The 25,132-nt window shown below is 72.1% G+C and carries 26 protein-coding genes and 2 pseudogenes; 15 read left to right on the top strand and 13 right to left on the bottom strand.

Annotated elements, in window-relative coordinates; genetic code table 11:
• Positions 1 to 153: 153 nt before the first annotated feature.
• Entirely contained in the window at positions 154 to 765 is a 612-nt protein-coding gene (locus tag OV079_RS36225) for a hypothetical protein (protein ID WP_267774069.1), read from the bottom strand.
• Between the two features lie 129 nt (positions 766 to 894).
• Between OV079_RS36225 and OV079_RS36220 the strand changes: the two are divergent.
• Together OV079_RS36220 and OV079_RS36215 are read left to right on the top strand one after the other, a co-directional pair.
• Positions 895 to 1,448, top strand: a pseudogene (locus OV079_RS36220) (heme NO-binding domain-containing protein).
• Positions 1,445 to 2,362 (top strand): sensor histidine kinase, encoded by a 918-nt coding sequence (locus OV079_RS36215; RefSeq protein WP_267774067.1) that lies wholly within the window; start codon positions 1,445 to 1,447, stop codon positions 2,360 to 2,362. Before OV079_RS36220 ends, OV079_RS36215 begins: the two are co-directional and overlap by 4 nt.
• Positions 2,363 to 2,499: 137 nt before the next feature.
• Here OV079_RS36215 and OV079_RS36210 read toward each other — a convergent pair whose 3' ends face one another.
• Complete coding sequence (locus OV079_RS36210; RefSeq protein WP_267774065.1) at positions 2,500 to 2,682, bottom strand: hypothetical protein; 183 nt, start codon at positions 2,680 to 2,682, stop codon at positions 2,500 to 2,502.
• 151 nt (positions 2,683 to 2,833) lie between these two features.
• Between OV079_RS36210 and OV079_RS36205 the strand changes: the two genes are divergently transcribed.
• Positions 2,834 to 3,250, top strand: coding sequence for a hypothetical protein (locus OV079_RS36205; protein WP_267774063.1), 417 nt, complete (start codon positions 2,834 to 2,836; stop codon positions 3,248 to 3,250).
• Positions 3,251 to 3,370: 120 nt separating this feature from the next.
• Here the strand turns inward: OV079_RS36205 and OV079_RS36200 are convergent, their stop codons facing one another.
• Together OV079_RS36200 and OV079_RS36195 are read right to left on the bottom strand one after the other, a co-directional pair.
• Positions 3,371 to 3,700 (bottom strand): thioredoxin family protein, encoded by a 330-nt coding sequence (locus OV079_RS36200; RefSeq protein ID WP_267774061.1) that lies wholly within the window; start codon positions 3,698 to 3,700, stop codon positions 3,371 to 3,373.
• A gap of 32 nt (positions 3,701 to 3,732) precedes the next feature.
• Positions 3,733 to 4,335, bottom strand: coding sequence for a TetR/AcrR family transcriptional regulator (locus OV079_RS36195; protein ID WP_267774060.1), 603 nt, complete (start codon positions 4,333 to 4,335; stop codon positions 3,733 to 3,735).
• A 98-nt stretch (positions 4,336 to 4,433) separates the two neighbouring features.
• On the opposite strand from OV079_RS36195, the gene OV079_RS36190 reads away from it, so the two are divergent.
• Positions 4,434 to 5,318, top strand: a complete 885-nt coding sequence (locus OV079_RS36190; RefSeq protein WP_267774059.1) for an oxidoreductase — start codon at positions 4,434 to 4,436, stop codon at positions 5,316 to 5,318.
• A 25-nt stretch (positions 5,319 to 5,343) separates the two neighbouring features.
• Complete coding sequence (locus OV079_RS36185; protein ID WP_267774058.1) at positions 5,344 to 6,030, top strand: Rossmann-fold NAD(P)-binding domain-containing protein; 687 nt, start codon at positions 5,344 to 5,346, stop codon at positions 6,028 to 6,030.
• 194 nt (positions 6,031 to 6,224) lie between these two features.
• Here the strand turns inward: OV079_RS36185 and OV079_RS36180 are convergent, their stop codons facing one another.
• The gene (locus OV079_RS36180) at positions 6,225 to 7,100 is read right to left on the bottom strand and encodes a hypothetical protein (protein WP_267774057.1); all 876 of its coding nucleotides are present in this window, start codon (positions 7,098 to 7,100) and stop codon (positions 6,225 to 6,227) included.
• Between the two features lie 120 nt (positions 7,101 to 7,220).
• Here OV079_RS36180 and OV079_RS36175 point away from each other — a divergent pair, with 120 nt between their 5' ends.
• From OV079_RS36175 to OV079_RS36155, 5 genes are all read left to right on the top strand, one after another.
• Positions 7,221 to 9,281, top strand: a complete 2,061-nt coding sequence (locus tag OV079_RS36175) for a RecQ family ATP-dependent DNA helicase (RefSeq protein ID WP_267774055.1) — start codon at positions 7,221 to 7,223, stop codon at positions 9,279 to 9,281.
• Positions 9,282 to 9,689: 408 nt separating this feature from the next.
• Complete coding sequence (locus tag OV079_RS36170; protein WP_267774053.1) at positions 9,690 to 9,953, top strand: hypothetical protein; 264 nt, start codon at positions 9,690 to 9,692, stop codon at positions 9,951 to 9,953.
• Positions 9,926 to 10,564: a ChaN family lipoprotein gene (locus tag OV079_RS36165; protein ID WP_267774052.1), complete on the top strand. Its 639-nt coding sequence runs from the start codon at positions 9,926 to 9,928 to the stop codon at positions 10,562 to 10,564. The genes OV079_RS36170 and OV079_RS36165 overlap by 28 nt, the downstream gene beginning before the upstream one ends.
• 6 nt (positions 10,565 to 10,570) lie before the next feature.
• Complete coding sequence (locus OV079_RS36160; RefSeq protein WP_267774051.1) at positions 10,571 to 11,275, top strand: hypothetical protein; 705 nt, start codon at positions 10,571 to 10,573, stop codon at positions 11,273 to 11,275.
• 89 nt (positions 11,276 to 11,364) lie between these two features.
• Complete coding sequence (locus OV079_RS36155; RefSeq protein ID WP_267774050.1) at positions 11,365 to 12,612, top strand: hypothetical protein; 1,248 nt, start codon at positions 11,365 to 11,367, stop codon at positions 12,610 to 12,612.
• A 164-nt stretch (positions 12,613 to 12,776) separates the two neighbouring features.
• On the opposite strand, the gene OV079_RS36150 is transcribed toward OV079_RS36155, so the two are convergent.
• Positions 12,777 to 13,367 carry a hypothetical protein gene (locus OV079_RS36150; RefSeq protein ID WP_267774049.1) on the bottom strand — a complete coding sequence of 197 codons (591 nt, stop codon included), beginning with the start codon at positions 13,365 to 13,367 and terminating at the stop codon, positions 12,777 to 12,779.
• Positions 13,368 to 13,564: 197 nt separating this feature from the next.
• Here OV079_RS36150 and OV079_RS36145 point away from each other — a divergent pair, with 197 nt between their 5' ends.
• Complete coding sequence (locus OV079_RS36145; RefSeq protein ID WP_267774047.1) at positions 13,565 to 14,650, top strand: hypothetical protein; 1,086 nt, start codon at positions 13,565 to 13,567, stop codon at positions 14,648 to 14,650.
• A gap of 30 nt (positions 14,651 to 14,680) precedes the next feature.
• Here OV079_RS36145 and OV079_RS36140 read toward each other — a convergent pair whose 3' ends face one another.
• Both OV079_RS36140 and OV079_RS36135 read right to left on the bottom strand, forming a co-directional pair.
• On the bottom strand, positions 14,681 to 15,568 hold the full coding sequence (locus tag OV079_RS36140; protein WP_267774045.1) for an SRPBCC family protein: 888 nt from the start codon (positions 15,566 to 15,568) through the stop codon (positions 14,681 to 14,683).
• A complete protein-coding gene (locus OV079_RS36135; protein WP_267774043.1) occupies positions 15,565 to 15,969 on the bottom strand; it encodes an ArsR/SmtB family transcription factor in 405 nt (134 codons plus the stop codon). The genes OV079_RS36140 and OV079_RS36135 overlap by 4 nt, the downstream gene beginning before the upstream one ends.
• 805 nt (positions 15,970 to 16,774) lie before the next feature.
• Here OV079_RS36135 and OV079_RS36130 point away from each other — a divergent pair.
• The gene (locus tag OV079_RS36130; protein WP_267774041.1) at positions 16,775 to 18,550 is read left to right on the top strand and encodes a pentapeptide repeat-containing protein; all 1,776 of its coding nucleotides are present in this window, start codon (positions 16,775 to 16,777) and stop codon (positions 18,548 to 18,550) included.
• A 157-nt stretch (positions 18,551 to 18,707) separates the two neighbouring features.
• On the opposite strand, the gene OV079_RS56515 is transcribed toward OV079_RS36130, so the two are convergent.
• The 3 genes from OV079_RS56515 to OV079_RS36115 are packed head-to-tail and all read right to left on the bottom strand — an operon-like array spanning position 18,708 to position 20,062.
• A complete protein-coding gene (locus OV079_RS56515; RefSeq protein ID WP_267774039.1) occupies positions 18,708 to 19,283 on the bottom strand; it encodes an AraC family transcriptional regulator in 576 nt (191 codons plus the stop codon).
• Positions 19,280 to 19,612: a cupin domain-containing protein gene (locus OV079_RS36120; protein ID WP_267774037.1), complete on the bottom strand. Its 333-nt coding sequence runs from the start codon at positions 19,610 to 19,612 to the stop codon at positions 19,280 to 19,282. The genes OV079_RS56515 and OV079_RS36120 overlap by 4 nt, the downstream gene beginning before the upstream one ends.
• A gap of 9 nt (positions 19,613 to 19,621) precedes the next feature.
• Positions 19,622 to 20,062, bottom strand: a complete 441-nt coding sequence (locus OV079_RS36115; RefSeq protein ID WP_267774036.1) for a hypothetical protein — start codon at positions 20,060 to 20,062, stop codon at positions 19,622 to 19,624.
• Between the two features lie 148 nt (positions 20,063 to 20,210).
• Here OV079_RS36115 and OV079_RS59190 point away from each other — a divergent pair.
• Positions 20,211 to 20,426, top strand: a pseudogene (locus OV079_RS59190) (hypothetical protein); the annotation flags it as partial.
• A gap of 18 nt (positions 20,427 to 20,444) precedes the next feature.
• The gene (locus OV079_RS36105) at positions 20,445 to 21,806 is read left to right on the top strand and encodes a ferredoxin--NADP reductase (RefSeq protein WP_267778737.1); all 1,362 of its coding nucleotides are present in this window, start codon (positions 20,445 to 20,447) and stop codon (positions 21,804 to 21,806) included.
• An 80-nt stretch (positions 21,807 to 21,886) separates the two neighbouring features.
• Here OV079_RS36105 and OV079_RS36100 read toward each other — a convergent pair whose 3' ends face one another.
• On the bottom strand, positions 21,887 to 22,786 hold the full coding sequence (locus OV079_RS36100; RefSeq protein WP_267774035.1) for a hypothetical protein: 900 nt from the start codon (positions 22,784 to 22,786) through the stop codon (positions 21,887 to 21,889).
• Positions 22,787 to 22,901: 115 nt separating this feature from the next.
• On the opposite strand from OV079_RS36100, the gene OV079_RS36095 reads away from it, so the two are divergent.
• Positions 22,902 to 24,542 carry a dihydroxyacetone kinase subunit DhaK gene (locus OV079_RS36095; RefSeq protein ID WP_267774033.1) on the top strand — a complete coding sequence of 547 codons (1,641 nt, stop codon included), beginning with the start codon at positions 22,902 to 22,904 and terminating at the stop codon, positions 24,540 to 24,542.
• A 354-nt stretch (positions 24,543 to 24,896) separates the two neighbouring features.
• On the opposite strand, the gene OV079_RS36090 is transcribed toward OV079_RS36095, so the two are convergent.
• Entirely contained in the window at positions 24,897 to 25,130 is a 234-nt protein-coding gene (locus tag OV079_RS36090) for a formate dehydrogenase subunit delta (RefSeq protein ID WP_267774031.1), read from the bottom strand.
• Positions 25,131 to 25,132 lie beyond the last annotated feature (2 nt).

Below are 25,132 nucleotides of genomic sequence, written 5' to 3'. Positions count from 1 at the left end.
CAATCGCTGCGAGGGGTAAAGCCGGCCGCACGCGCGCGCGGCCGCGCGATCACAAGGGCGAAGACACGGATGCGAGCCGCCGCGAGACCGCGCTCGTGAGGTGCGTGCGCCGGCACTGCGGACGCGGAGGCCGACGCGCACGCGAGCGCGCGATCACTGCGTGTGCACGGGCGCGTCCGCGGGCTCGATGCCGACGCCGAGGCTGGTGCGAATGCTGGCCGGGCCGTGTAGACGCAACGAGTGGCGCCCGGCCGCGAGCGCGACGGTGCGCGGCAGTGGGTGGTCGGCGGCGACGGTGAGGCCGGGGTGCTCGCAGATCGTGCAGGGCTGCAGGCTGACGCGGGACAGCGCCGGCGGCGAAGCGCTCCGGTTCGGCGAACTCGCGGCCACCTCGGCCGTGCACGACCGCGACCGCGTCGGCGCGCGGGAGCGCGGTGGCGAGGTCGAGCCGACCGTCGTCGTCGAGGTCGACGACGACGATGCCCGCGACCTCCTGGTCGATCGACCAGGTCGTTGCACAGTGAAACCGGTGTCGCCGCCCCACACGACGGTGACGGTGCCGGCGGGGCCGCTGGCGCCGACGAGGTCGCGCGCGCCGTCGCAGTCGACGTCGACGATCGTGAGCGCGTCAGGGCGACGCCGACCTGCACGCGCGAGACGTCGGCGATCGAGAGGCACCAGCGGACCGTCGCAGGGCACGGGCGCGGAGCAGCCGGCTGGCACCAGGACGGCCGCGAGCGTGCACGCGAGGCCAGGGAGGTTCACCGAAGATCCGGAGCGGAGATAGTAATCAAACGGCGCAGCGGTGGCCTGATCGGACGCTTGTCCGGGAATTCACGAGCGCGCGGGACGCCAGATGACACGCCTGGGGGCGGTGCGATAGCGTGGTCGCAGATGAAGGGCGTCGTGTTCACCGAGTTCCTCGAGATGGTCGAGTCCCGGTTCTCGGAGGAGATGGTCGAAGAATTGCTCGGCAGCTGCGATCTGGCGTCCGGCGGGGCCTACACGTCGATCGGCACCTACGACCACCGCGAGCTGGTCGTGCTCGTCGGCGCGCTGTCCGAAGGACAGGTGCTCCGGCGGGCGCGCTGGTCCACGAGTTCGGGCGCCACCTGCTGCGCCGCTTCACCGTCGGCTTCCCCGGCTTCTTCACGGCCGCGCGCGACACGTTCGGGTTTCTGGGGCTGGTCGAGGGCTACGTCCACACCGAGGTGCGCAAGCTGTACGAGGACGCGGAGCTGCCGACGTTCGAGTGCTCGCCGGTCGCGGATGGCCGCATGGACATGGTCTATAAGTCATCTCGCGGGTTCGCCGACCTGGCGCACGGCCTCATCGAGGCGACCGCGGAGCACTACGGCGACGCGATCGCGGTCGACGTCGAGGATCTGTCGGGCGGCGCGCGGACGCACGTGCGTTTTCGGCTGCGCAAGCTACAACCTCCGGCGTGAGCGAGAGGGCCGTGGACGAGCTCGAGATCTTCCGCCGCCGCTACGACCGGGAGCGCCGGGCCCGCAAGGAGGCCGAGGTCTTCGCCGAGACGAAGACGCGCGAGCTCTACGAGACCAATCAAGCGCTGCAACGGCTGGCGGCGACGCTGCAGGAGCAAGTGGCCGAGCGCACCGCCGAGCTGCGCCGGATCGCCGAGGAGGCGGTGGCGGCCAGCGAGGCCAAGTCGCTGTTCGTCGGCGCGGTCAGCCACGAGCTGCGCACGCCGCTGAACGCGATCATCGGCTACGGCGAGCTGCTCGCGGAGGAGCTGACGGAGTTCGCGGGCGCCGGCGAGCTGGTGAGCGAGGCCGACAAGATCGTGCAGGCCGCCCGCCACCTGCACGCGCTGGTCAACGACCTGCTCGACCTGCAGAAGGTCGAGGCGGGCAAGCTGGTGCTGACGTTCTCCGAGGTCGACGTCGAGGGCGTGGTCACCGAGGTCACGGGCGCGCTGGGGGCGAAGCTGCAGGACGGGGCCAACGCGCTGCGCGTGACGGTCGAGCCCGGGGCCCGGCGGCTGCGCACCGACGAGCTGCGCCTGCGCCAGGTGCTTTATAATTTGCTCAGCAACGCGGCCAAGTTCACCCGCGAGGGCACCGTGGCGGTCCGCGTCCGCCCAGCGCTCCGCTCGGGCCGTCGTGGGGTGGTGTTCGAGGTCGAGGACACGGGGGCCGGGATGACGCCGGAACAACTGGGGCGACTGTTCACGCCCTACGTGCAAGTCGACGAGGTGCTGGCCCGCCGCCACGGCGGCACGGGGCTCGGGCTCGCGCTCACGCGCCGGCTGTGCCAGCTGCTCGGCGGTGAGATCGCGGTCGAGAGCGAATCCGGGCGCGGCTCGTGCTTCCGTGTGTTCTTGCCCGCGGCGGCGTGATCGCGCGAGCGGACGCGTGCGCGCGTCGGGGGGCGCACGCGAGGAGGGGGATGCGCGGCGTCAGCGGGCGAGCGATCGGCGTCGAGACGCATGCACGCGGGCGGAGAAGGCCGTCGGAGCGGTGTTCTTCGGCGGCTTCAGCCGATCCGCGGAGGGCCGGGGCGACGGACCGCGGGCAGCGGCGCTGCGGCGGGGGCCGGCCGGGGTGCGTCGATTCGGGCCAGGCGATGGAAGCGCCACTGCTGCACGGTCCGCAGGGCGCCACGGACCAGCATTGCGACCACGAACAAGAAGGGCACGCCGAGGAAGATCAGTGTCATGATCGCGCCGGACATGTGCTTCATATGCGATCAGCGTGGGGCCCGAATCGCCGCGGTCAACGGTCTGCACGGCCGTATTCGCGGGCGATGGACGGCGGCGATGCTGTTCGTGGGTGCGTGTGGCTCACGGGCGCCGGTCGTCGCTCCCGACGTGGAGTCGACGGCGATCGTGCTGCCGCGATCGGCCGAGGCCGAGAGGCGAGAGACAGCAGCCTCGGCGGCGCCGGTGGTGCTCGCGGAGCGCGAGGCCGCGGCGCCTGCTCGGGGATGTGAGCGGCGCGATGTCTCGTCGCTCGAGCGCTCCACGTGCTTATGCGAGGAGCAGTGCGCGCGGCAGATCGATCGCGCGGCGCTGGCGGCGAGGCTGGTGCGAGCAGGCGGCGAAGCGCCGACCTGGTTGACCACAGGACAGCCGGGGACGCTGCGTTATCCGTATCGCGAGGTCGACGGCCTCGTGCTCGAGATCGACGGCGAGGGCCGCGTCACTCGCTGCTCGCACAGCGAGTCGAACGATCCCGCCGCGACCGCGGCGATCGACTGCGCGGCGACGAGACCCACGGCGCGATGAGGCGGCACGATGGGGCGCGAGACCTCGCGCGCACGAGCCGGGTCGTGATCGCAGCCGGCCTCGGGGCGAGACGCCGGTCGCATCGTGAGCGTGCCGGTGGTGCGACGCTCGGCGAGACGACTACAGGAGCGGGACGATCGCGGCCTGGTAGGCCGAGTACGGCCTGGCGCCCACGACCTGGGCGACGACCTTGCCGGCCTTGAACACGAGCACGGTGGGGACCGTGCGTATCCCGTATCTCTGGGGCGTGTCCTGATTGTCGTCGATGTTGAGGCGGCCGACCGCGAGCTCGCCGGCGTAGTCGTCGGCGAGCTTCTGCGTGCTCGGGGCGACCGTCCGCGACGGGGCGCTCCAGGTGGCCCAGAACTCGACATGGACCGGCAGCGAGGCCTGCAGCACCTCGAGGTCGAAGTTGGCGTCGGTGAACTCGAGCACGGGCGCGTGGGTCATGGCTCATGGTGAGCACGACGCGAGGTTTGCGATCAAGCCTCCGGCAGGCCGTCGACGACGTGCTGGATCTGCGCGGCCATGCACGACGCCAGCGCCGTGTCGGGACCGCCCGTGAAGGCGCGCATCGGCAGCGCCTGGCGGAACAGCCAGGTGCCCGAGATGATGGCCAGCAGCAGGGCGGCGCGCGCCTCGGCGCGTGGAGGGCCGAGCCAGCGGGCCAGCGGCTGGATCACGCGCGCGGCCAGCAGCTCGGTGGCGAGGTCGCACACCTCGGGCTCGCCGGCGGCGTGGAGGAGGATCGACAGGGTGTCGGCCTCGCGCATCGGCTTGCTGAAGAAGTAGCGGGCGATGTGCCGGCCGACGGTGGCGCGGTCGGGCCCGAGGAACGGGCCGAGGCCGATGTCGGACTCGATGGCGGCGATGAAGAGGTCGCGCTTCGAGCCGAAGTAGCGGACCACCAGCGCAGGGGTGATGCCGGCGGCGGCGGCGATCTCTCGCATGCCCGCGTTGGCGTAGCCGCGCGTGGCGAACAGGACGCGCGCGGCGTGGAGGATCTCCGACCGGGTCTGCTCGGCGTCGCGGGGGCGCGGGGCGGCGGCGGGGCGGCGGCGGGGCGGGCTCTTGCGCTGGGCCATCGGGGCTTTTTTGTAAACGGCTGTTGACTTCTAGCACGGGCGGTCCAAGCTTGCCCGCAAGTAAACGTTCGTTTACCGAAACCGAGGAGAAGCAGGCGATGAGCGGCTGGGGCACGAAGGACATCCCACGACTGGACGGCAAGACCGCGGTGGTCACGGGCGCGAACAGCGGGATCGGCTATTACACGGCGCTGGAGCTGGCGCGCGCGGGGGCGCAGGTGGTGATCGGCTGCCGCGACGCGGCCCGCGGCGAGGAGGCGCTCAAGGGTCTGCGACAGCAGTCGGGGGGCGCGGTCAAGCTGGTGCCGCTCGACCTGTCGTCGCTGGCGTCGGTGCGGGCGTTCGCGGACGAGGTGCGGAAGCGGCACCCGAGCCTCGACCTGCTGGTCAACAACGCGGGGATCATGGCGCTGCCGCGGCGCGAGACCACGGTCGACGGGTTCGAGAAGCAGTTCGGCACCAATCACCTCGGACACTTCGCGCTGACGGGGCTGCTCCTGCCGGCGCTGCGGGCCAGCGCGGCGCCGCGGGTGGTGACCGTCAGCAGCGCGGTGGCCTGGCCGGCGCGGCTCGACCTCGACGACCTGCAGAGCGAGCGGCGCTACTCGCCGATGGGCACCTACGGGCGCTCGAAGCTGGCCAACCTGCTGTTCATGCTCGAGCTGCAGCGGCGCGCCGGCGGGACGGGCCTGCGCAGCGTGGCGGCCCACCCGGGCGGGGCGTCGACGGGGCTGCAGAAGCACGCGTTCGCCCGCAGCATCAAGTGGTTCGGGCAGCCGGCGCAGGCCGGGGCGCTGCCGTCGCTGCGCGCGGCCACTGCCCCGGACGTGCAGGGCGGCGATTACTACGGGCCGTGGCTCATGCTCATGCGCGGCGCCCCGATCCACGCGTGGATCCCCCCGCAAGCCCGCGACGAGCAGACCGCGGCGCGGCTGTGGCAGCGCTCGGAGGAGCTGACGGGGGTCAAGTTCGACCTGTCCTGACGGACAGGCGCCAAGGAGCGAGGCGATGAAGGTGCTGATCTTCGGCGCGACCGGGATGATAGGTCAGGGGGCGCTGCGCGAGTCGCTGCTCGACCCGCAGATCGATCAGGTCACGGTGGTCGGCCGCAGCCGGACAGGTCAGCACCACCCGAAGCTGCGCGAGGTGGTCCACGCGAACCTGGACGACCTGGGGCCGATCCTGCCGCTGGCGGGCCACGACGCGTGCTTCTTCTGCGTCGGGGTGTCGTCGGCGGGGCTGTCCGAGGCCGAGTACACGCGGGTGACGCACGACCTGACGTTGATGGTGGCGCGCCCGCTGGCGGCGCTGAACCCGGACATGACGTTCATTTATGTGTCGGGCAGCGGGGCGGACAGCAGCGAGCGCGGGCGCACGATGTGGGCCCGCGTGAAGGGCAAGACCGAGAACGACCTGCGCGCGCTGCCGTTCCGCGCGAGCTTCGTGGTCCGCCCGGGCTTCATCCAGCCGATGCACGGCATCCGCTCGCGCACGCGGCTTTACAACGCGCTCTACGCGGTGCTGTCGCCGCTGTACCCGCTGTGGAAGGTGCTGTTCCCGGGGCTGGTGACGAGCACGGAGCAGCTGGCGCGAGCGATGATCGCGGTGGCTCGCGACGGGACGGCCAAGTACGTGCTCGAGACGCGCGACATCAACGCGATCGGCCAGCGCGAGCTGGCCGCGCGGGCGGGGTGAAGACGTGCGGTGCGGTCGCGGCGGCTGCTGTCGGAAGGGACAGCCGTCTGAAGGATATGTCCGACCGGCGCGTCGGTTGGATGGATGTCCGAAGGGACAGGTTCCGGCCGGCGGGCATGCGTGTCCGAAGGGATACGGTCCGTCCGTGTGCGGGGTCGTCCGCGGGACCGGTCGCCTGCCAGGGGGCCGGTGAATCACCTGCGCGGACGCGGGGGCCGATGCGCGCCGTCGACCTCGAGCTCGTCGGCCCAGGCGTGCCGGGCGTGTGCGGGACCGAGGATGCTGCGGCGCGCGGCCTCGAGGGTGACCTCGGGGCGGTCGTGGTAACGGGCGCAATCGGCGTAGCTGACGAACAGCCGCGGCGAGAGGAAGACGAGCAGACCGACGGGTGAGCCGCAGGCGGCGGCCGCCGCGAGCTTGTGGTGGCCGTCGAGCACGACGGCGAAGGCGCAGCGCTCGTTGGCGTAGCAGCCGTAGGCGAGCGCGGTGGGGCGGGCGCCGGCCGCGAGGCGGTGGGTGTAGTGGTCGATGCGCGTGACGTCGGCGGCGGTGGTGAGCGGCAGCAGCAGGACCGCGAGGTCGCCGATCGTGTCGCGATACATCACCGCCGGCGCGGGCTCCGGGCTTCGAGGAGCGAAGCCGAAGGGACGGTCGTCGCCGACCTCACGGACCGCGACGCCCCACGGATCGGCCGGGTCGGTCCAGTGCAGCCCATAGTCGGCGGGGAACGTGATGCAGAGGCCGGTTTGGTGGGTCGTAGCGAGACTGACCTCGGCGTGGACGACGTCGTAGACCCCCGCGGGCAGCGGGGCGCCGGCGACCGCAAGGACGTCGGGTGCGAGCGACAACGGGCCATCGCCGGCCAGCTCGTCGTATAGCCGCCCGGACATGTCCGGTGGGACAGCATCTCCCAGGCAGCGCAAGAAGCACGCGAAGGTGTCCTGCCTCAGCTCGACGGCCGTGACGCCGCGGACCGAGAGGGCGCCGTGCTCGAGCATCTCGATCTGCAGGTCGACGAGCGCGGCGTCGGTGGCGACCACGTGATCGACGAGCAGCCGGGGCGCGGACATGGGAGCGCAGGATAGTGCTGCGAGCGGAGCGTTTCGAGCGCTCGTCCTCGCCTCCGGAGGGCCTGGGTGCGAAATGCACGTCGCTGCGGCCGCCGGGCCAAGTGGTGCTAGAGAAGCGCGATGATCGAACAGGCCGAGCTCGACCGCGTGCTCCTCGAGCGGTTCGGGTTTTCCGAGTTCCGCCCGGGGCAGCGGCGCAGCGTCGAAGAATTGTTGCTCGGCAGCGGGTCGCTGCTGTGCATTCAACCGACGGGCTACGGCAAGAGTCTTTTGTATCAATTGCCGGCGGCGCTGCTCGACGGGATCACGCTGGTGGTGTCGCCGCTGCTGGCGCTGATGCGCGACCAGCTGCAGCACCTCAACGACCGCTTCGGGCTGGCGGCGGCCAGCATCAACAGCGACCAGAGCGAGGAGGAGAACGACGCGGCGAAGGCGGCGGCGGCCCAGGGGCGCGTGCGGCTGCTGTTCGTGTCGCCGGAGCACCTCGACCACGTCGATCGCTTCGAGGCCCTGGCGGCGCTGCCGATCCGCCTGCTCGTGGTCGACGAGGCGCACTGCATCTCGACGTGGGGCCACGACTTCCGCCCTGCGTACCGGCAGATCGTCCACCTGCTGCGCGCGCTGCAGGAGCGCCACCCGTCGCTGCGGGTGCTGGGGCTGACCGCGACCGCCGACGAGCGGGTGGAGGAGGACATCCGCGCGCAACTGCAGCGGCCCGGGGCGACGCCGCTGGTGGTGCATCGCAGCAGCATGGACCGGCCCAACCTGTCGCTGGCGGTGGTCGGCCTGCACGGGATGGCGAGCAAGCTGGCCTATCTGGCGCAGATCGTGCCGCGGCTGCCGTCGCCGGGGATCGTGTACTGCGCGACGCGCGAGCGCACCGAGCTGGTCGCGGGCTACCTGCAGGCGCGCGGGCTGGAGGCGGCGGCGTATCACGCGGGGCTCGAGCCGGAGCGCAAGCGCGAGCTGCAGGGGTCGTTCCTGCACGGCGATTGCCCGGTGATCGCGGCGACCAATGCGCTGGGGATGGGCATCGACAAGTCAGACCTGCGCTACGTGATCCACGTCGACGTGCCGGGCTCGGTGACGGCCTATTATCAGGAGGTCGGCCGGGCCGGGCGCGACGGCCGGCCGGCCCGCGGGATCTTGCTGTATGACCCGGAGGACAGGCGGATCCAGGAGCACTTCATCGACTCGGCGCAGCCGCAGCCGCAGGACTTCGCGGCGATCGTCGAGGCGATCGAGCACGAGCCGCTCGGGCTGACGGCGATCAAGGTCCGCACCGGGCTCCACCCCACGCGCGTGACGGTGGTGGTCGCGGAGCTGGTCGAGCAGGGCTTTGTCCGCAAGCAGAGCGCCGGCGGCAAGCAGGTCTACGGGCTGACCCAAAAGACAGGCTCGCCGGACCTCGGCCGCTACCGCACGCAGCAGGCGGTGAGGATGCGAGATCTCGAGGAGATGCAGGCGTACGGGCGCGGCGAGGCGGACTGCCTGATGGCGACGCTGCGGCGCGCGCTCGGGGACCGCGAGGCGGCGGTCTGCGGGCGCTGCTCGCTGTGCCGCGGGCAGCAGTCGAGCGTGGACATCGAGGCGGCCACCGCGGAGGCGCAGCGCTGGCTCGAGTCGCGGCCGTCGCCGATCGCCGCGAGCGCGCGGCCGGAGGTGGCGGAGGGGCTGGCGCTGCTGGATGGGGAGATCGCCGGGCCGCTGTTCCGCAAGTTCTTTCAGGGGCGCGAGACGGCGGAGCCGCTGCCGCCGGCGCTGGCCGAGCTGCTGCGGACGCAGGTGCGCGCGCTCGGGGAGCGGTTCGAGTTCGCGGCGGTGGCGGCGGTGCCGAGCCGCGACTGGCGTCAGCGCGAGGAGGCGCTGCAGATCGCGGCCCAGACGCTCGGGGTGCCGGCCCTGCCCGAGCTGGTGGTGTGGCGCGAGGAGCCGGGGGCGCGGCAGAGCGAGCTGCGCAACAACGACCAGCGGCGCGAGAACGTCGAGAACACGATGAAGCTCGGCAGCGGCAGCGTGCGCGGCGAGGTGCTGCTGCTCGACGACTTCATCGGCTCGGGCGCGACGATCAAGGAGGCGGCGCGAGTGCTGCGCAAGGACGCGAAGCTGAAGGCGGCGATCGTGCCGCTGACGCTGGCGCGAGTGCGCTGGAAGCTCGGCTCGGCGGGACGGATCCACTGACTTCGGGGACACGTCATCGGCGAGTGATTCACGGGGAGCTCGGCGTCGCCGAGGTCGACAGGGCAGAGCTCCGATTCGGAGCGACGTCATCGGCGAGTGAGTGGCGCCGACAGGGCAGAGCCTGACTCGAGGCGACATCATCGGCGGGTGAGTGGCGGGGAGCTCGGCGTCGTTGCCGAGGTCGGCGGGGCGGTTCCACGGACTTCGGGGCGACATCATCGGCGAGTGAGTGGCGGGGAGCTCGGCGTCGTTGCCGGGCGGATCCACGGATTTCGGGCGACGTCATCGGCGAGTGATTCACGGGGAGCTCGGCGTCGTCGCCGAGGTTTGGGCAGATCCCCCGGCTTGTGGCGCCGGCGGGGCTGTGCGAGCCTCGCGGCGATGCGAGGGCAGTCGCGGAGGCGGTGGATGCAGCTCGTGGGCGGGGCGATGAGCTTGCCGGCGTGCCGCGGGCGGGCCACGCAGGCGCCGACGATGACGGAGGCGCGGCTGTTCTCCGGCGAGGATGGCGGGCAGGTCGCCGAGGCGCAGATCGTGGCGGCGATGGCGGCGAGCGACGTGGTGCTGATCGGCGAGCAGCACGGGCACCCGCTCGGGCTCGAGCTGGCGGCGGACCTGTTCGAAAATTGCTGGCGACCGGGGCCGTGGCAGCGCTGGCGCTCGAGAGCGTGACGCGCGATCATCAGGCGGAGCTCGACGCGTTCCTGCGCGCGCAGCTCGACGAGGCGGCGTTCCGCAAGGCGGCCGACCTCGAGGGCGAGCGCAAGTTCCCCGCGGGGCACCGCCGCATGGTGCTGGCGGCGCAGGCGAAGGGGCGGCCGGTGATCGCGGCCAACGCGGCGCGGGCGCTGGTGAAGCGGGCGCGGCTCGAGGGGCTGGAGCCGCTGCGGGCGCTGGGGCCCGAGGAGCAGGCGCTGGTCGAGGTGCCCGAGCAGCTGACCGAAGGGACATATCGCGAGCAGTTCGTGGCGCTCATGGGCCAGCACGCGGGCGTCGACGCGGCCACGCTCGAGGGCTTTTATCGGGCGCAGAACGTGTGGGACGCGACGATGGCGGGGTCGATCGGCCGCGCGCTGGCGGCGGGGTCGCGGCCGGTGGTGCAGGTGGTCGGTGGCTTCCACGTGGACGGGGCCGGCGGGCTGTATCAGCGTGTGCGGGCCGCGAATCCGTCGGCGAAGGTGTGGCGCCTGTCGGTGGTGGCGGAGGTCGCAGAGGCGCTGCGGGCGGAAGATCGCGGGCGCGCCGACGTCGTCGCGTACGTGGGGCCGTTGCTGGCGAGCTGAGGATCGATGGAGCGCGAGGAATTCAGGCGACGCCTGGCCGAGGCGACGCGCCGACTGCTGTCGTTGACGCGGACGTACGTGATCGACGCGCTGCCCGAGGCGGTGACTTACTCGCTGGCGATGGGGCCGTGGGTCGAGCACGTGCCGCTCGGGCCGGGGGAAGTGTTGTTCGCGGAGGATGCCGAGAGGTTCCGCGAGCGGCGCTCGTGCACGGCGGAGGAGACGATCGACCTGCTGTGGCGCGACGGCCTGGTGCCGCTGTGGATCGACATGGTGGTGGTGGCGGTCGTACACGAGCGCACGCAGGTCGAGGTCGAGGTGTCGCCGCGGTTCGTGCGTGAGACCAGGGAGCTGCAGGACGAGGAGCGACCCTTTTTGATAAAGGTTCGCAACGAGCCGCCGTGGATTCCCAGGGGGAAGATGCATGGGCCGCTGGAGCGTTTTCCGCTGCACTGGCGCGATGACCCGGAGGCGGCCAGGGTGGTGCGAGACCCGGAGGAAGGTCGCGTGTCGGTGCGACGGCTGCTGCTGCGGCGATTGCTGGCGGCGCCGCGATCGCAGAGCACGCGCGCGCTGGTGCGGCGGTATCTTCACGAGCGGCCCGCTGATCTGCCGTGGCGCGACGAGGCGGAGCAGCTCGAGGCGATCGCGGAGGCCGAGCAGGAGCTCGCCGGGTGGCCGCACGACGGGGACGACGAGGGCACGCGCTAGTACAGCGGCCCCAAAGTTCTCCAGGGGTTTCGCGCGGCATGCTTCCCTCCTCCCCCGTCTGTCCTGCGAGCGGGGTATAGGGACCGGCGATGCATGTCCATCACCCCGCATTCGGCGTCCCGTCCCCCACCGTCCCCGAGATCCGGGCGCGCTGTGAAGCGGACGCGCGCCGGCTGTGGGACGCTGCGGTGTCGCTCGCGCGCTGGCGGGTGGCGCAAGAGGAGGCGCTCGCCGCGGTGCCCTACGGCGGGCCCGACCCCGAGGCAGGTGCTGTCGAGCCTGGCGACCTCGCCCGGGCGATCGTCGCGTTGCAACCCGAGCTGCTCGGTTCGACCCTCATGGGTGCGCCCCTGGACCGCGCCCACGCGATCTGGCGGCAGCGGATCGCCGAGGCGAGCGACCTGCCGCTGGCCTACAGCTGGGGGCGTCGCTGGGCGATCCGCGAGGCGGCCGGCGCGTCCGTGGATCCGGGGGTGCTGCTCCGCAGCCTGCCGGACCGCACGCTATGGGCGCTGTCCGCCCTCGACCCGCGAAACGCCGAGGGGCTGATCACGGCCCGTGAGGCGTACTGCGCGTTGTTCGACCAGCTCGGCGCGCGGGGGCACGTCGGCCTCACCGTGCAGCCGGCCTGGCTCGAGCGGGAGCCGGACGCCGTCTGGCGCGAGCGCCTCGTCCACGGGCCGGGGTTCGCTCTCGTCGGCGAGGCGTGTTCGGGGCGACGCGCCCTGATCCGGCAGCTCCGCCGCCTTCTGCTGCAGACCCGCGGGATGAACGTCGACAACTGGCACGGCGGGGGCTCGCCCGATCCGCGGTACCGCGCCCGACCCGACGCCGTCCCCGCCTCGATCGCGCCGGGGCTCGTGTGCGCGTGGACGCGCGTGCCGGAGGACCCGCCGCTGCTCCGCTACGCCGCGGAGATGGCCCTCGATCCGGACGCCGCGTTCCAGCTGATCCTCGCCGCGACCGAGGCAGGGTGGGCACGGCTGTGCGAGATGGCGCCGGACCTCGCGCGCTGGCCGGTCGTCCCGATGCCGCCGCCGACCGACGACGAGCTCCTGCCGATCTGGCTGTGCCAGCGCCCCTACATCGAGGATGTCCTGGGCGAGCGGATCGATCTGCGCCGCCTTCTGCCGCTGCCGCCGGATCGGCTGCGCCGCCTGCTCGCGGCGGTCGATCCCCACGACCTCACCATCCCCGAGCAGGGCCACGCGGTGCGGCTCCGCGAGGCGCTGGGGGAGCTGCTCTGCGCGCGGTCCCGGGCGACGAGGCGCCAGATCCGTGAGCACCCCGAGCTCGCGGCGCTGGACGCCGGATTCTCGGGGGACGACTCGCGCTGATCACCGCGTCGCCGAGGATTCACCCGGCTCGCATGGCAATATGTCCATTCGGACATGTGCTTCTGCATCACCGCGGGAGGGACTGCGGCGCTCAGGTTGGCGGCGTGCGATGATATGTCCATTCGGACATGTTCTCTTGTACTGCCGCGTCGCGGAGTGATCGGTCAGGGGAGCCAGAGGATCGTGATGACGTGGTCGTCGATGCCGACCACGGCCGGTTCGCCGGTGAAGCCGGGGCGGGTGTTGGTGAACCATGTCGGTTCGGGGTCGGCCCACAGCTCGGCGGTGAACCACCGGCGGAGGGCGTCGAGGTCGATCATCCGGTCGGCCAGCCTGGAGGGGCTGACGGCGTCGAGCCAGCCGCCCTGTTCGGCCTCGGCGCGCTCGGCGGCCTCCTCGGCCTCGACCTCGACGATCCGGGCGCGCGCGGTGGCGAGGAGGCGGTCGGCGCAGGCGAGCATCTCGGCGCGGTCGATCGCGCGCCAGGTGCCGTCGACGAAGGTGCAGTAGGGGGCGTCCTCGGGGGTGCAGAGGCTGAAGTGATCCTCGAGGAAGGTCTGGACGACGGCGCGCCTGGCGGTCACGAGCGCGGACGGATCGGCGCCGGCCTCGGCGAGCGCCTCGCGGTGGATCGACTCGAGCACGGCGCTCGCCGGGACCGCCTTGAGCCACGCGCTGGTCCACGACGGGTACCACTGCCGCTGGATGTGCTCGGCGAGCTCGAGCCGGCGCGCGAGGTCGGGGTCGGGGCGCATGGGTCGAAGGGTAGCGAAGTTCGCGGGGACCGGGAGCGGCCGGGTGGGGCGGATCGTCGGTGGCACACCCCAGGAGCGACGGGTGCGTCGCGTCGACGCACGGCGTGACAGTCACCCGCGAGGGGCGGGTTCACGTGGGACTGTCGCCGCGAGGACGCGAGGCGCCGGGCGCGTCGCTCGCGTAAACTCGCGGGACGATGGACGTTGGCGCGTTGTTCCCCGAGTGGGAAGAGGTCGGCGAGGAGCAGCCCGCGGCGATCGCGGCGGTCTGCGCGCGGCTCGGGGTGGAGCGGGAATGGCTGGCGGAGGACGACTACATCCACGCGATCGTCGGCGGGGCGGTCGAGGGCGAGCGGGTGGCGTGGGTCGAGAAGGTCGAGAAGGACGACGGAGGCTGGGTCGACGTCGATTACTTCCTGCGCATGCGGGTCGGCGCGACGCAGGTCCGCGAGTGGACGGTCGACACGTACAACCCGTACTTCGGCTGCGAGGTCGGTCACCTGCGCTGGTGGGACGATGCGGTGGTGATGGTGTACCGGGAGAAACACCGCACGATCGTCTGCAGGGTGGGGCCGGAGGGCGCGCCGCAGCTGCGGGTCGTGGGGTTCGCGTGGACGGTGCTGAACGAGGTGCTGCTGTGCGAGAGCCGGGCGAATGGGCTGGTCGAGCGGATCCACCTGCCGGCGCTGCGGCCGATGGCGCCGCTGCCGGCGGCGCTGGCCGATCGGAGCATGGCCATGGGGGCATGTCCTGTGGGACAGCCGATCACGCGCGAGCCGACGGTGCTGCAGCGGCAGATCGCGGCGGGCTTGCCCGCGGCCTCAGGGCCGATCGCGGAGCTGTTGATCGGGGCGCTGGCGTATCGCTTCTGGGAGCCGCGGCCGCCGCTGTTCGCGACGTATCAGGAGGCGTACGCCGACGACCATCCGTGGAACACGCCGTGCTGGTTGCCGTTCTATTGGTACTGCGCGAGCTCGGCGGCGGAGCGGGCCGTGTTGCTGGCGCAGCTCGAGGCTGTCGCCGCGCGGGCGCCGGAGGCGTTCGCGGACGAAGATGACACCGCGGAGCTGGCTTGCCGGCACATCGCGGCCCGCTGCGCGAAGCTGGTGACGGCGTGCCGCGCGGGGCGGCTGCCGGACGGGGAGTCTTGCTATTTCTGGGTCGACTGGTCGCAGGAGGGGTTTGCAGGGGCAGAGGCGCTGTTTCCGGCGGGGATGTGGGCGGTGTGGCAGGCGCTGCGCCCGCGCGCCCGCGAGCTGCGGGCGTTCGGCGAGCGCAGATGAAGGAGGGCCGGCGCCGAGGCCGAGCCCGCGTCACTCGAACAGCTTGCGCAGCCGCTCGGCGAAGCCGTACCAGCCCTGCTGGTAGTCGCTGCGGTCGACCGGCGCGCCGAAGCCGTCGTGCACGATCGTCAGGCGGGTGCCCGCGCCGCCGGCCAAGGGCTCGAGCAGCCAGGTCACGCGCGTGAGCGGCTGGTCGGGCTCGCCGCGCCAGTCGGTCCAGTCGGTGACCAGCTTCTCGCCCTCGACGAGCTCGACGATCCGCGTCGGGCCGCCGTCGACGCTGCGGCCCTCGATGTCGTAGCGCCAGCCGTACGTGTACGTGCGCCGCTCGAGGTCGACCTGGGCGGCCCCGCCGAGCCAGCGGTTCATCAGCGCCGGGTCGAGCAGGGCGCGGAACACCTTGGCCGGCGGCGCCTTGATGTCGATCGAGACGCGCACCTCGTTGCGCCCGCCGGCGAAGTCGGGGAGCACGACGCCGGCTGTCCTTCCGGCCAGGTGGTCGCCGAGGTTGCCGGCGTGCAGGCGCCAGAGATCGTCGAGCACGTGGCGCGGGCGCTTGAACGGCAGGGCGCCGCGGACCGTGTGGACGACCTCGAGGGTGCTCTTCGCGGGGTCGTCGGTCGGAGCGACCGACCAGCGCACCTCGGTGTCGACGCCGTGGATCTTCCACGAGAAGGCGAGCGCGGCGTCGGGCTCGAAGGCGACGAGGCGCTGCGTGGCGTCGCCGGCCGCCGGGGCGCCGAGGGTGGCGCTGCCATGGAACGCGAAGCTGCCGCCGACGCGCGGCTCGACGGTGACGTGCTCGGCGAACCACCGCGACAGCTCGGACGGCTCGACGAGCGCGCGGAAGGCTCGCGGCGGAGGGACAGGCAGCGGGAAGCTGGCGCGGTGCTCGAATACGGGGGGGTGCTCGCTCATCTCGGTTTCCTCTTGGTGCGGGGCGCCAGCGTGCGTGCCGGCGCGGGGGGTTCGTCATCGTCGTCGGGCAGGGATTCGACGAGGTCCCGGAGGTCGCGCAGGCGCGCCGTCCAGAACACGCGGTAGGCGTCGAGCCAGGCGGTGGCGGCCTCGAGGCGCGCCGGCGAGAGCGTGTAGACCCGCTCCCGCCCGCGCCGGCGCTCGACCACCAGCTCCGCCTCGCGGAGGATCCGCAGGTGCCGCGAGACGGCCGGGCGCGTGACCGCAAACCCCCGCGCCAGCGCACCCGCGGTCTCCTCGGCGCCGCGCAGCCGCTCGAGCAAGTCGCGGCGCGTGCGGTCCGACAGCGCGAAGAACACGGCGTCGAGCGTGGCAGCGGTCGCTGGAGGGGTGCAGGTCATGTGTAAAGGAGAGGTTACGGGTTTTCGCACACGTGTCAAGAGTTGGTTACGCGTCGCGCCGGCTCGATTGCCGGGCGTCTACGCGGGCGCAGCAGCACCGCCGGGTGTGCGAGCCCGTTGCGAGGTGCGGGACCGGCACGCCGAGTTTGCGTGCGTCATCGACGACATCGCCGTCGACCGCGGCGAGCACCACCGGGCGTGCGAGGTCTGCTGGAAGCTGCAGGCCGATCGGCACGCCCGTGTGCGGCATCGACGACGTCGAGCTCGCCGTCGGCCGCAGCGTGACGGAGTATCGCCGGGCGTGCGAAGGCCGCTGGAAGCTGCAGGCCGATCGGCACGCCCGAGTTTGCGTGCGTCCTCGGCGACATCGAAGTCGCCGTCAGCCGCGGCGCGACCGGCGAGTGATGATCGTCGCGGCTGCGTCGCATGACCTCGTGCGGCAGCTCGAGCCTCGCCGAGCTCGCACGCGCGTGCCGGAGCGCAGCAGGTGATCGGTCGCTCGCTCCGCGAGCGGAAGCTCGGGCGATCCACTGTCGTCGTCACGCCCCGGGCTCGGGTGCCGAGGCGCGAGCGGATTTTTTCGTCGCGCGCTGCGACATCCGATCTGTCCGCCTGTCATGCCCGCAGGAGGCCGGACCACGCGAGCGTCGTGCTCGGCGACGGGCTCCTGCGCCGCGTCGCGAGCCTCGCGCGGCCACCAAGGATTCATCCGATGTCCACCACCTTCTCGCGTCCTCATGCTTCGATCTCCTGCTCTCTTCTCTCTGCGTCGCGCCTCGGCCCTGCGTTGCTGCTCGGCGCGTCCGTGTTCGCGCCGCTGGCCTGCGACGACGAACCGGCCGTCGACGCGTCTGCGATCGAGCTGCGCGACGGCGACGCGTGTCCGTGCGCCGGCGGCACCGACTGGCTCGGCAACCCTGTGAACACCGACGTGTGTGGCCAGCAGGTCTGCGGCGAAGATTTTCAATATTACGCGTGCGGCCCGAGCGGCTGGGTCGCGCAGGGCGGCGTGTGCGGGGGCGACGACGGCTGCGACTGTCCCGGCGGCACTGACTGGCTCGGCAACACGGTGCACGCGACCGAGTGCGGCCAGCAGGTCTGCGGCGAAGACCTTCAGTATTACGCATGCGAGCAGAGCGGGTGGGTCTCGCTGGGCGGCGTGTGCGGGGGCGGCGACGACAGCGGGGGCGGCGACGACTGCGACTGTCCGGGCGGCACCGACCATCTCGGCAACCCCGTGCACGCGACCGAGTGTGGCCAGCAGATCTGCGGCGAGGATTTTCAATATTACGCCTGCGAGCAGAGCGGCTGGGTCTCCCAGGGAGGCGTGTGCGGGGGCGACGACGGCTGCGACTGCCCCGGCGGCACGGACTGGCTCGGCAACCCGGTGCACGCGACGGTGTGCGGCCAGCAGGTCTGCGGCGAGGATCTTCAATACTACGCCTGCGGGCAGGACGGATGGGTGTCGCAGGGCGGCACCTGCGGCGGCGACGGCGGCGGCGGGCTCGTCTTCAACACGCCGGCGCAGCTGCAGAGCGCGCTCGCCGGCGGGACCGACGTCCGCGGCGCGACGATCACCTTCCCGTTCGCGCTCGACGTGGGGATGAAGGACTTCCGCGACGTGCACTTCGCCGGCGGGGTCGACGGCGGGTGGTTCTTCGGCACCGAGCTCGACGGCGCGGTGTTCTCGGGCCTGGTCCGGCGCGCGCCGTTCCTGTACGCCGACCTCGACGGCGCCGACTTCAGCGGCGCCACGCTCGATCGCTGCGACTTCGCCTTCACCTTCAACGCCGACACCGCGTCCTGGCCGGCCGCGAACGCGATCACCAGGACCGTGTGGACCGGCTCGGGCTCGCGCTCGGCGACGATGCTGCCGCACACGCGGCTCGACACGCTCGTCACGCCCGCGGGCCTCGACGCGCTGATCTCCGGCGGGCTCGTCAGCGACGGGATGCTCGGATCGTCGTGGCGCAGCTACCTCTACGACTCGTACCTCGCGTGCGTCGGCGGCGGCGGCAACAAGTACTTCCACCTCAAATCGTACGTGTTCGACGCGGTCGACGGCCGTTACTCGGGCGGGTCGTACGTGAGTCCCGCGGGCGGGCCGACCCTCGCGTTCATGCACGACCTCGACTACGAGAACAACGCCACCCCGGATTTTGCGAACTACATCGACCGCGCGCTCGCCGACCTGATCGCCTCGAACGACGCGGCCTACCTCGACGACCCGTTCGGCGGCCGCGTCAGCTGGTCGTCCGAGCGCGGGGTCGTCGACGCGCTCGCCGACGTCTACGCCGACCCCGAGGCCTGGTACGCCGCGCTGTTCAACTACGCGGTGCAGTGGAACACGCCGACCGCCAGCCGCAACGCCGCCGAGATCGCGCTGGCGCCGGACACGATCGCGGCCACCATCGCGATGCTCGGGGGCGCGGCGAAGCAGCAGTTCATCAACCTCGCCGCCGACCGGCTGTTCAGCATGGAGGACCTCGTCGGCCACCCGTATCGCACGACGATCGTGGCGGCGATCCACACGGTGCTGCGGACGCGCGCGAACGGCGGGATGCCCTGCCCGCACCTGTGAGCGCCCGCCGGGGCGTATATGTTCTTGCGGACAGGTTGTTCGCGCGGACGAGGTCGGTTTCCGCTGCGTCGCCCGATGCGATCGGCCTGCGCAGTGGACCCGTCGGCGCCTCCGTCTTCTGCCCGGGCGCCCGGTTTCTCGCCGCGCGTGCGGGCCGTCAGGTTGCTTCGAGCCGGTGCGCCATGTAACGGGCCGGCGACGTGCCCAGCGCCTTGCGGAACATCGTCACGAAGCTGCTCGCGCTCGCGTATCCGAGCTCCAGCGCGACCTGCTTGACCGAGGCGCCGCGGGTCATTCGCTGGATCGCCAGCGTCACGTGCAGGCGCTGCCGCCAGCGAACGAAACTGAGCCCGGTCTCCTTCACCAGCAGGCGATGGAGCGTCCGCTCGCCGATGCCGACGCGTCGCGCCCACGTGTCGGCGGAGGACGCGTCGGCGGGAGCGGCCACGATCGCCTCCACGAGGCGGCGGAGACGCGGCTCCGTCGGCATCGGCAAGCGGTGATTCTCCACCTTCGCGGCCGCCAGCTCGTCGAGGAGCACTCCGACGAGCCGCGCGTCGGGGCCGTCGACGTCGTACTGGGCAGGACGCGAGGCGAGTCGAAACAGGAGCTCGCGGAACAGCGTCGACACGGACACCGCGCAGCACTCCCGCGGGAGGTTCACGCCCGCCCGCGGCTCGACGAACAGGCTGTAACCCTCGAGCGGCGCCCGAGCGCGGATCCGATGGCTCACGCCGCCCGGGACCCTAGCGCGGATTGAGGCGGCACGATCCACAGCGCGTTCGAGGCCTCGCACGTGAGCTCGCCCCGGACCTGGAACACGAGCTGCGATTCGGCGTGCGAGTGGAACTCGCTCTCGATCCCGCCCGCCTCCATGCTCATGCCGATCGCGTTCGCGGGCCGCGCCACCGCGGTCCTCCACCGATCGCGCGCCTCCACGACGAAGCGGCTGGCGAGCGACTCCATCACGTCGCCCGCGCCCTTCGAATCGCTGGCGAATCGCAGCTCGCCGCGCACCGTAAAGCCGGCGCGACGGTGCTGCTCTTCACGTTTCGGGGCCATGGCTGGATCTCAAAACAATTTGTCCGGATTGCCTGATGCGGTCAAGCGACGCGAATGCCATTTTTCTCCGCGATGCATCGATTGAGTGTCGCGGAGATCGAGGCGGTCGTGGGCAAGCCGATGCCCGCCGTCCTGATGAAGCAGATCGACGCCCTCGACGAGGGCTGTCGCCGCGTGCTGACCCGGTCGCCGCTGGCGGGCTTCGGCTATCGGGACGCGGCGGGGATCCCCCGCAGCACGTTCGTCGGCGGCAGGCCGGGCTTCGTCCGCGTCGACTCGCCGAAGCGCATCGTGATCGAGGTCGGGACCGAGGTGGCGCCGATGCCCGGCAGCGGGGCCTCGTTCGTGTTCATGCTCCCCGGCGTCGGCGACACGCTGCGCCTCAACGGCGCCGTCGAAGAGCGACGAGACGGGCACCTCGTGCTCGCGGTCGCGGAGGCGTTCGTGCACTGCCCGAAATGCATCCTGCGCTCGGGGCTGTGGCAGCCGCCGCGTCCGCGCCGGACCGCAGCTCACGCCGGGGGACGGCGCGCTCGTCACCCGCGCGCTCGCAGAATTTCTCGCGTCGGCGCCGTTCGCCGTCGTCTCCACGTGGGACGCGGCGGGCGCGAGCGACACGAGCCCGCGCGGAGATCCTGCAGGCTTCATCAAGCTCCTCGACGCGCATACGCTCGCGATCCCGGACCGCCGCGGCAATCAGCGCATCGACACGTTCCACAACCTGATGACGTGCGAGCAGATCGCGCTCGCCGCGGTGGTGCCCGGACGGCAGGAGGTGCTTCACATTCACGGGACGGCATGGGTCACCGACGAGCCCGCCATCCTCTCGAGCATGGCGTTGAAGGGGAAGCCGCCGCACCTCGCGCTGTGTGTGCGGGTCCTCGGCGCCGAGCTCGTCGCCAACGAGGCGATCCGCGCCGCGAGGCCGTGGCAGCCGTCGTCCCACGTGAACCGCGCCGACGTGCCGGACCTGGTGAAGCTCGCCGCGCAGCACCTGGCCCGGAACCAGGACAGGGGCGTGAAGGCGGCGTTGCTGCGTTCGTTCGCGCGGGTCCTCGGCCCGCTCTCCGCGCCGCTCCGTCGCCTGATCGACAAGGCGCTGCGCAGCGACCTCGCCAAGGAAGGATACGAGGACGTGAGACCCGGGCTCGGGAGTCGCAAGGTGCGGGTCGCCGAGATCCGCCGCGAGACGGCGGACGCGGTGACGCTCCTCCTCGAGGACGGGGCGCCGTTCGATTTCCGGGCGGGCCAGTACTTCACGCTCTGCGTGGAGATCGACGGGGAGACGGTACGTCGCGCCTACTCCGCGTCGTCGATGCCGGGAGGCACGCGCCTGGCGCTGACGATCAAGCGGGCCCCGGGCGGACGATGCTCGAGCCACGTCAACGAGCGAGTCCGCGTCGGCGACGCGCTCGAGATCCTCGGACCCTCGGGCACGTTCGCCGTGAGCGTCGATCCGTCGACGCGGCGCGAGCTCGTCCTCGTCGCGGGCGGCAGCGGGATCACGCCGATCGTGAGCATCGCGCGGACCGTGCTCGCGCACGAGCCCGCGAGCCGCGTCGTGCTCCTCTACGGCAACCGCGGCGCGCAGGACGTCATCTTCGCGGAGGCGCTCGAGCAGCTCGGCTCCGAGCACGGCGAGCGCCTCCAGGTGTGCCACGTCCTGCAGCATCCGCCGGAGGAGTGGACGGGTGGACGCGGTCTCCTCGACGAGGCGACGTTGCGCGGCGAGCTCGAGCGCATCGCGCCCTCGTCGGCCGCGCACTACTTCGTGTGCGGCCCGGAGCCGATGCTGCTCGGGGCGCGACACGCCCTCGCAGCGCTGGGCGTCGAGGCGCAGCGCATTCACGAGGAGCGCTTCTCACCGCCGCGGCGAAGCCCCGCGAGCAAGCGAACGGTGCGCCGCCGATTGCCGCTGCTCGTCGAACAGTCGGGGCAGCGCATCGGCGCCATCGAGGTCGCGCCGGGCGAGACGTTGCTCGAAGCAGGTCTCGCGGCCGGGCTCCCCATGCCGTTCTCGTGCGCCATGGGCAACTGCGGAGAGTGCCGCGTGCGGCTCAAGAGCGGCGAGGTCGAACTGGACGAACCGAACAGCCTCACGGCCAGGGAGCGCGAGCAAGGGTACGTGCTCGCGTGCGTGACGCGTCCGCGGACGGCGACGACGGTCGAGATCGAAGAAGAAGAGCTCGAATGATTCGGCGGACCGACGACCTCGAACTCGAACACCGGGGCCGAGGAGCGATGGAGCGACGACACCGGCAGCGCCGGCCGGGATCACCCGCCGAGCGCGCGCTGGTAGTCCCGGCGATCGAACACGAAGGGTCCGAGGTCGTAGACCCAGTCGCGGTGGAACTGCTCGAAGTCCGACCAGACGACGAAGTCGTCGAAGAGGGTGATGCGGACCAACAAGAACCAACACTCGAGGATCCCGCAGGTGCACTGGAGGACGGTGGTCTTGGCGTGGATCGGATCGTCGTCCGCGACGGCGAAGCCGCGGCGGACGTCGCCCGAGGGCTCGAAAAGGTGGCGGCTCGGGAGGGCCAGCTCCTCGCGCGTCAAGTGGAGGTAGTCGCCGGCGAGCTGGTCGACGGTGAGGTCGAGCTCGGGGTCGGCACGGCGCCGCTCGGCCACCTCCCGCGCGGCGTGCGGGCGCTCGGCGTCGCGGACCCGATCGATCAGGTCACGGTCGTTGATGAGGATCGCGCACGGCTGAAACCCGCCCCCGCCCGGCCAGGAGACGTACCTCGAATTGTCGGCGAGACGGAGGCGATCGTGGGCCTCGGCGCGGCGGGCGAGCGCGAGCAGCTGCTCGGGCGAATGATGCGTATGTCCTCGGGGCCAGGTTCTCGGGCCGCGGGCAGCACCGGCGCGCGGGGCGAGGATGAACTGCGCGCCAGGTCTCGCGGGCTGCCAGCCGGCGCGAAGGCCCTCGCGCACGAGCTCGGCGACCTCGCGCGGGGTGACGGCGGCGGAGGCGAGACCGACCTCGTTGCCCGGGTGAGGGCGATGGAGTCGGACCAACATGGCGGGGCCGTCGACGCCGCGAGCCGCGACGGCGAGCAGCAGGGGCGTCCGGCCGCTGCGCTGATCGGGGGTCGGCCGCCGGCGCAGTCGCCACGAATACTCGACCCCGTCGACGACGATCCGCCTCGCTCCGCGCTTCGGGACGCTCATGAGCCTGCTCGCCGCCGCAGGATAACCGATCACGAGAGGTCGCCGTCCGGTCGGCGCACCTTCGCGTGAGCGTCGTGGCCTGTCGAGACGCAGGCGTTCGTGCGACCATCGCCGCGTGAAGCACTTCATCAACGAGCGGACCGACATCGTCCGCGAGGCGATCGACGCCGCGGTGATGCTCGGCGAGGGCAAGCTGGCCCGACTCGACGGCTATCCCGCGATCAAGGTGGTCGTCCGCGCCGACTGGGACCGCAGCCGGGTCGCGGTGATCTCGGGCGGCGGCGCCGGGCACGAGCCGGCTCACGTCGGTTTCGTCGGCGACGGGATGCTGACCGCCGCGGTGAGCGGGGAGATCTTCGCCTCGCCGAGCGTCGACGCGGTGCTCGCGGCGATCCTCGCGGTCACCGGCGCGCCGGGGTGCTTGCTCGTCGTCAAGAACTACACGGGCGATCGCCTCAACTTCGGGCTCGCCGCCGAGAAGGCGCGCGCGCTCGGCCTCGAGGTCGAGATGGTGGTCGTCGGCGACGACATCGCGCTCCCTGACGCACCGCGTCCGCGCGGCGTCGCCGGCACCCTGTTCGTGCACAAGGTCGCCGGCCACTTCGCCCGCGAAGGGGCGTCGCTCGCGGAGGTGAAGCGCGCCGCGGAGCGCGTCGCCGGGGCCGTGTGCTCGCTCGGCCTGTCGTTCTCGTCGTGCACGATCCCCGGCCAGCCGGCGGAAGCGCGGCTCGGCCCGGACGAGGTCGAGCTGGGCCTCGGGATCCACGGCGAGCCCGGGGCGGAGAAGATCCGCTACGCGCCGGTGCGCGAGCTCGCCGAGGTCCTCGTGTCGCGCCTCCACGCGCGGCTCGGCGACGCGGGCTCACCGGTGGCGCTATTAATAAACGACCTCGGCGGGGTGCCGCCGATCGAGATCGCGGTGGCCACGGGGTCGCTGCTGGCGGCGATGCGGCGCGAGGTCGGTCTGGTGTTCGGGCCGGCGCGGTTGATGACGTCGCTCGACATGAAGGGCCTGTCGCTGTCCGCGCTCGCGCTCGACCCGGAGCTCGAGCGCGCGCTGCTGTCCCCCGTCGGCCCGGCCGCGTGGGTGCCCGGGCGTCGCGTCGTCAGCGTCGCGCCGTTGCCGTTGCCCGCGCGCCTGCGGCCCGAGCCGGCTTCGCCGTCGGTCCACGCGGTGCGCCGGCGCGTGGTCGAGGTCGTGTGCGAAGAATTGATGGCCCGCGAGGCCGAGCTCAACGCGCTCGACGCGAAGGTCGGCGACGGTGACACCGGCACGACGTTCGCGACCGCGGCGCGCGCCGTGCTCGGCGAGCTCGATCGCCTCCCGTTCGCCGACGCGGGCGCGCTGTGTGCCGCGACCGCCGGGTGCCTGTCGAGCGCGATGGGCGGCTCGAGCGGGATCTTGCTGTCGATCGGGGTGTCGGCGATGGGGGTCGCAGTGAGAGCGTCGCAGGACTGGCCGGCGGCATTGCGCGCGGGCGTGGAGCGGATCCAGCAAGTCGGCGGGGCGGCGGCGGGCGATCGCACGATGCTCGACGCGCTGCTTCCGGCGATCGCGGCGCTCGAGGCCGGCGACGGGCTGGCGGGGGCCGCAGCGGCGGCGCAGCGGGGCGCGGAGGCGACGCGGACGATGATCCGGACGCACGCCGGTCGCGCGAGCTACGTGCCCGAGAGCGCGCTGCGAGGCGTGCCAGATCCAGGGGCAGTCGCGGTCGCGGCGATCTTCGGCGCGCTGGCGACTGCGTCACTCGATTGACGCGGCCTGGGCGTCACTCCGGCCGCACGACGCCGACGGCGAGATCGTGGGGAAGACCGCGGCATCGCGCCGAGGCGGCCGCGCGCGCACGAGTCTCGAGAGGCGCCGGCCGTCGTCACGAGCCACGGCGTGCGGGCTCGAGGCAGTGCTCGCGCGGCGGTCTCACGAATGACCGAATGAACATGTCACAAAAGACACATCATTGCTCCGGCGTGAGGTCGTCGCGGTGGGCCGCAACCCCGGCGAGCATGCAGGGCGGCAGCCTCGGCGGCGTGCTCGTGCAGGTTCGAGGCAGCGCTCGCGCGGCAGCCTCGAGAATGTCCGAACGGACATGTTCTTTCTTAGAAAAACACGTCAGCGGGCCGGCGTGAGGTTCTCGCGGTTGGCCGCGATCGCGGCGAGCACCGCCGGGCGGCAGCCCTCGCCGGCCTGCTCGTCGATGTGCTGCAGCAGGGCCCGGCGCATGCGGGGGTCCCAGAAGCGGCGGATGTGGCCGGCGATGCCGTCGTGGACCGCGGCGGGGTCCGGGTCGGACTCGAAGAAAGTGGCGATCTGGTTGGCCATCTGGACCAGCTTGAGCGCGTCCATGG

It is taken from the genome of Nannocystis pusilla (assembly GCF_026626665.1).
Taxonomy (GTDB): Bacteria; Myxococcota_A; Polyangia; order Nannocystales; family Nannocystaceae; genus Nannocystis; species Nannocystis pusilla.
The sequence above is the reverse complement of the archived record's forward strand: the minus strand, read 5'-3'. Positions and strand labels throughout refer to the sequence as shown.

What these genes read in the sequence shown, in the direction of transcription:
- OV079_RS36210 (WP_267774065.1), bottom strand. Translation starts at nt 2,682, where the DNA reads ATGACACTGATCTTCCTCGGCGTGCCCTTCTTGTTCGTGGTCGCAATG.
- OV079_RS36200 (WP_267774061.1), bottom strand. Translation starts at nt 3,700, where the DNA reads ATGACCCACGCGCCCGTGCTCGAGTTCACCGACGCCAACTTCGACCTC.
- OV079_RS36195 (WP_267774060.1), bottom strand. Translation starts at nt 4,335, where the DNA reads ATGGCCCAGCGCAAGAGCCCGCCCCGCCGCCGCCCCGCCGCCGCCCCG.
- OV079_RS36190 (WP_267774059.1), top strand. Translation starts at nt 4,434, where the DNA reads ATGAGCGGCTGGGGCACGAAGGACATCCCACGACTGGACGGCAAGACC.
- OV079_RS36185 (WP_267774058.1), top strand. Translation starts at nt 5,344, where the DNA reads ATGAAGGTGCTGATCTTCGGCGCGACCGGGATGATAGGTCAGGGGGCG.
- OV079_RS36180 (WP_267774057.1), bottom strand. Translation starts at nt 7,100, where the DNA reads ATGTCCGCGCCCCGGCTGCTCGTCGATCACGTGGTCGCCACCGACGCC.
- OV079_RS36175 (WP_267774055.1), top strand. Translation starts at nt 7,221, where the DNA reads ATGATCGAACAGGCCGAGCTCGACCGCGTGCTCCTCGAGCGGTTCGGG.
- OV079_RS36170 (WP_267774053.1), top strand. Translation starts at nt 9,690, where the DNA reads ATGCAGCTCGTGGGCGGGGCGATGAGCTTGCCGGCGTGCCGCGGGCGG.
- OV079_RS36160 (WP_267774051.1), top strand. Translation starts at nt 10,571, where the DNA reads ATGGAGCGCGAGGAATTCAGGCGACGCCTGGCCGAGGCGACGCGCCGA.
- OV079_RS36155 (WP_267774050.1), top strand. Translation starts at nt 11,365, where the DNA reads ATGCATGTCCATCACCCCGCATTCGGCGTCCCGTCCCCCACCGTCCCC.
- OV079_RS36150 (WP_267774049.1), bottom strand. Translation starts at nt 13,367, where the DNA reads ATGCGCCCCGACCCCGACCTCGCGCGCCGGCTCGAGCTCGCCGAGCAC.
- OV079_RS36145 (WP_267774047.1), top strand. Translation starts at nt 13,565, where the DNA reads ATGGACGTTGGCGCGTTGTTCCCCGAGTGGGAAGAGGTCGGCGAGGAG.
- OV079_RS36140 (WP_267774045.1), bottom strand. Translation starts at nt 15,568, where the DNA reads ATGAGCGAGCACCCCCCCGTATTCGAGCACCGCGCCAGCTTCCCGCTG.
- OV079_RS36135 (WP_267774043.1), bottom strand. Translation starts at nt 15,969, where the DNA reads ATGACCTGCACCCCTCCAGCGACCGCTGCCACGCTCGACGCCGTGTTC.
- OV079_RS36120 (WP_267774037.1), bottom strand. Translation starts at nt 19,612, where the DNA reads ATGGCCCCGAAACGTGAAGAGCAGCACCGTCGCGCCGGCTTTACGGTG.
- OV079_RS36105 (WP_267778737.1), top strand. Translation starts at nt 20,445, where the DNA reads ATGGCGTTGAAGGGGAAGCCGCCGCACCTCGCGCTGTGTGTGCGGGTC.
- OV079_RS36100 (WP_267774035.1), bottom strand. Translation starts at nt 22,786, where the DNA reads ATGAGCGTCCCGAAGCGCGGAGCGAGGCGGATCGTCGTCGACGGGGTC.
- OV079_RS36090 (WP_267774031.1), bottom strand. Translation starts at nt 25,130, where the DNA reads ATGGACGCGCTCAAGCTGGTCCAGATGGCCAACCAGATCGCCACTTTC.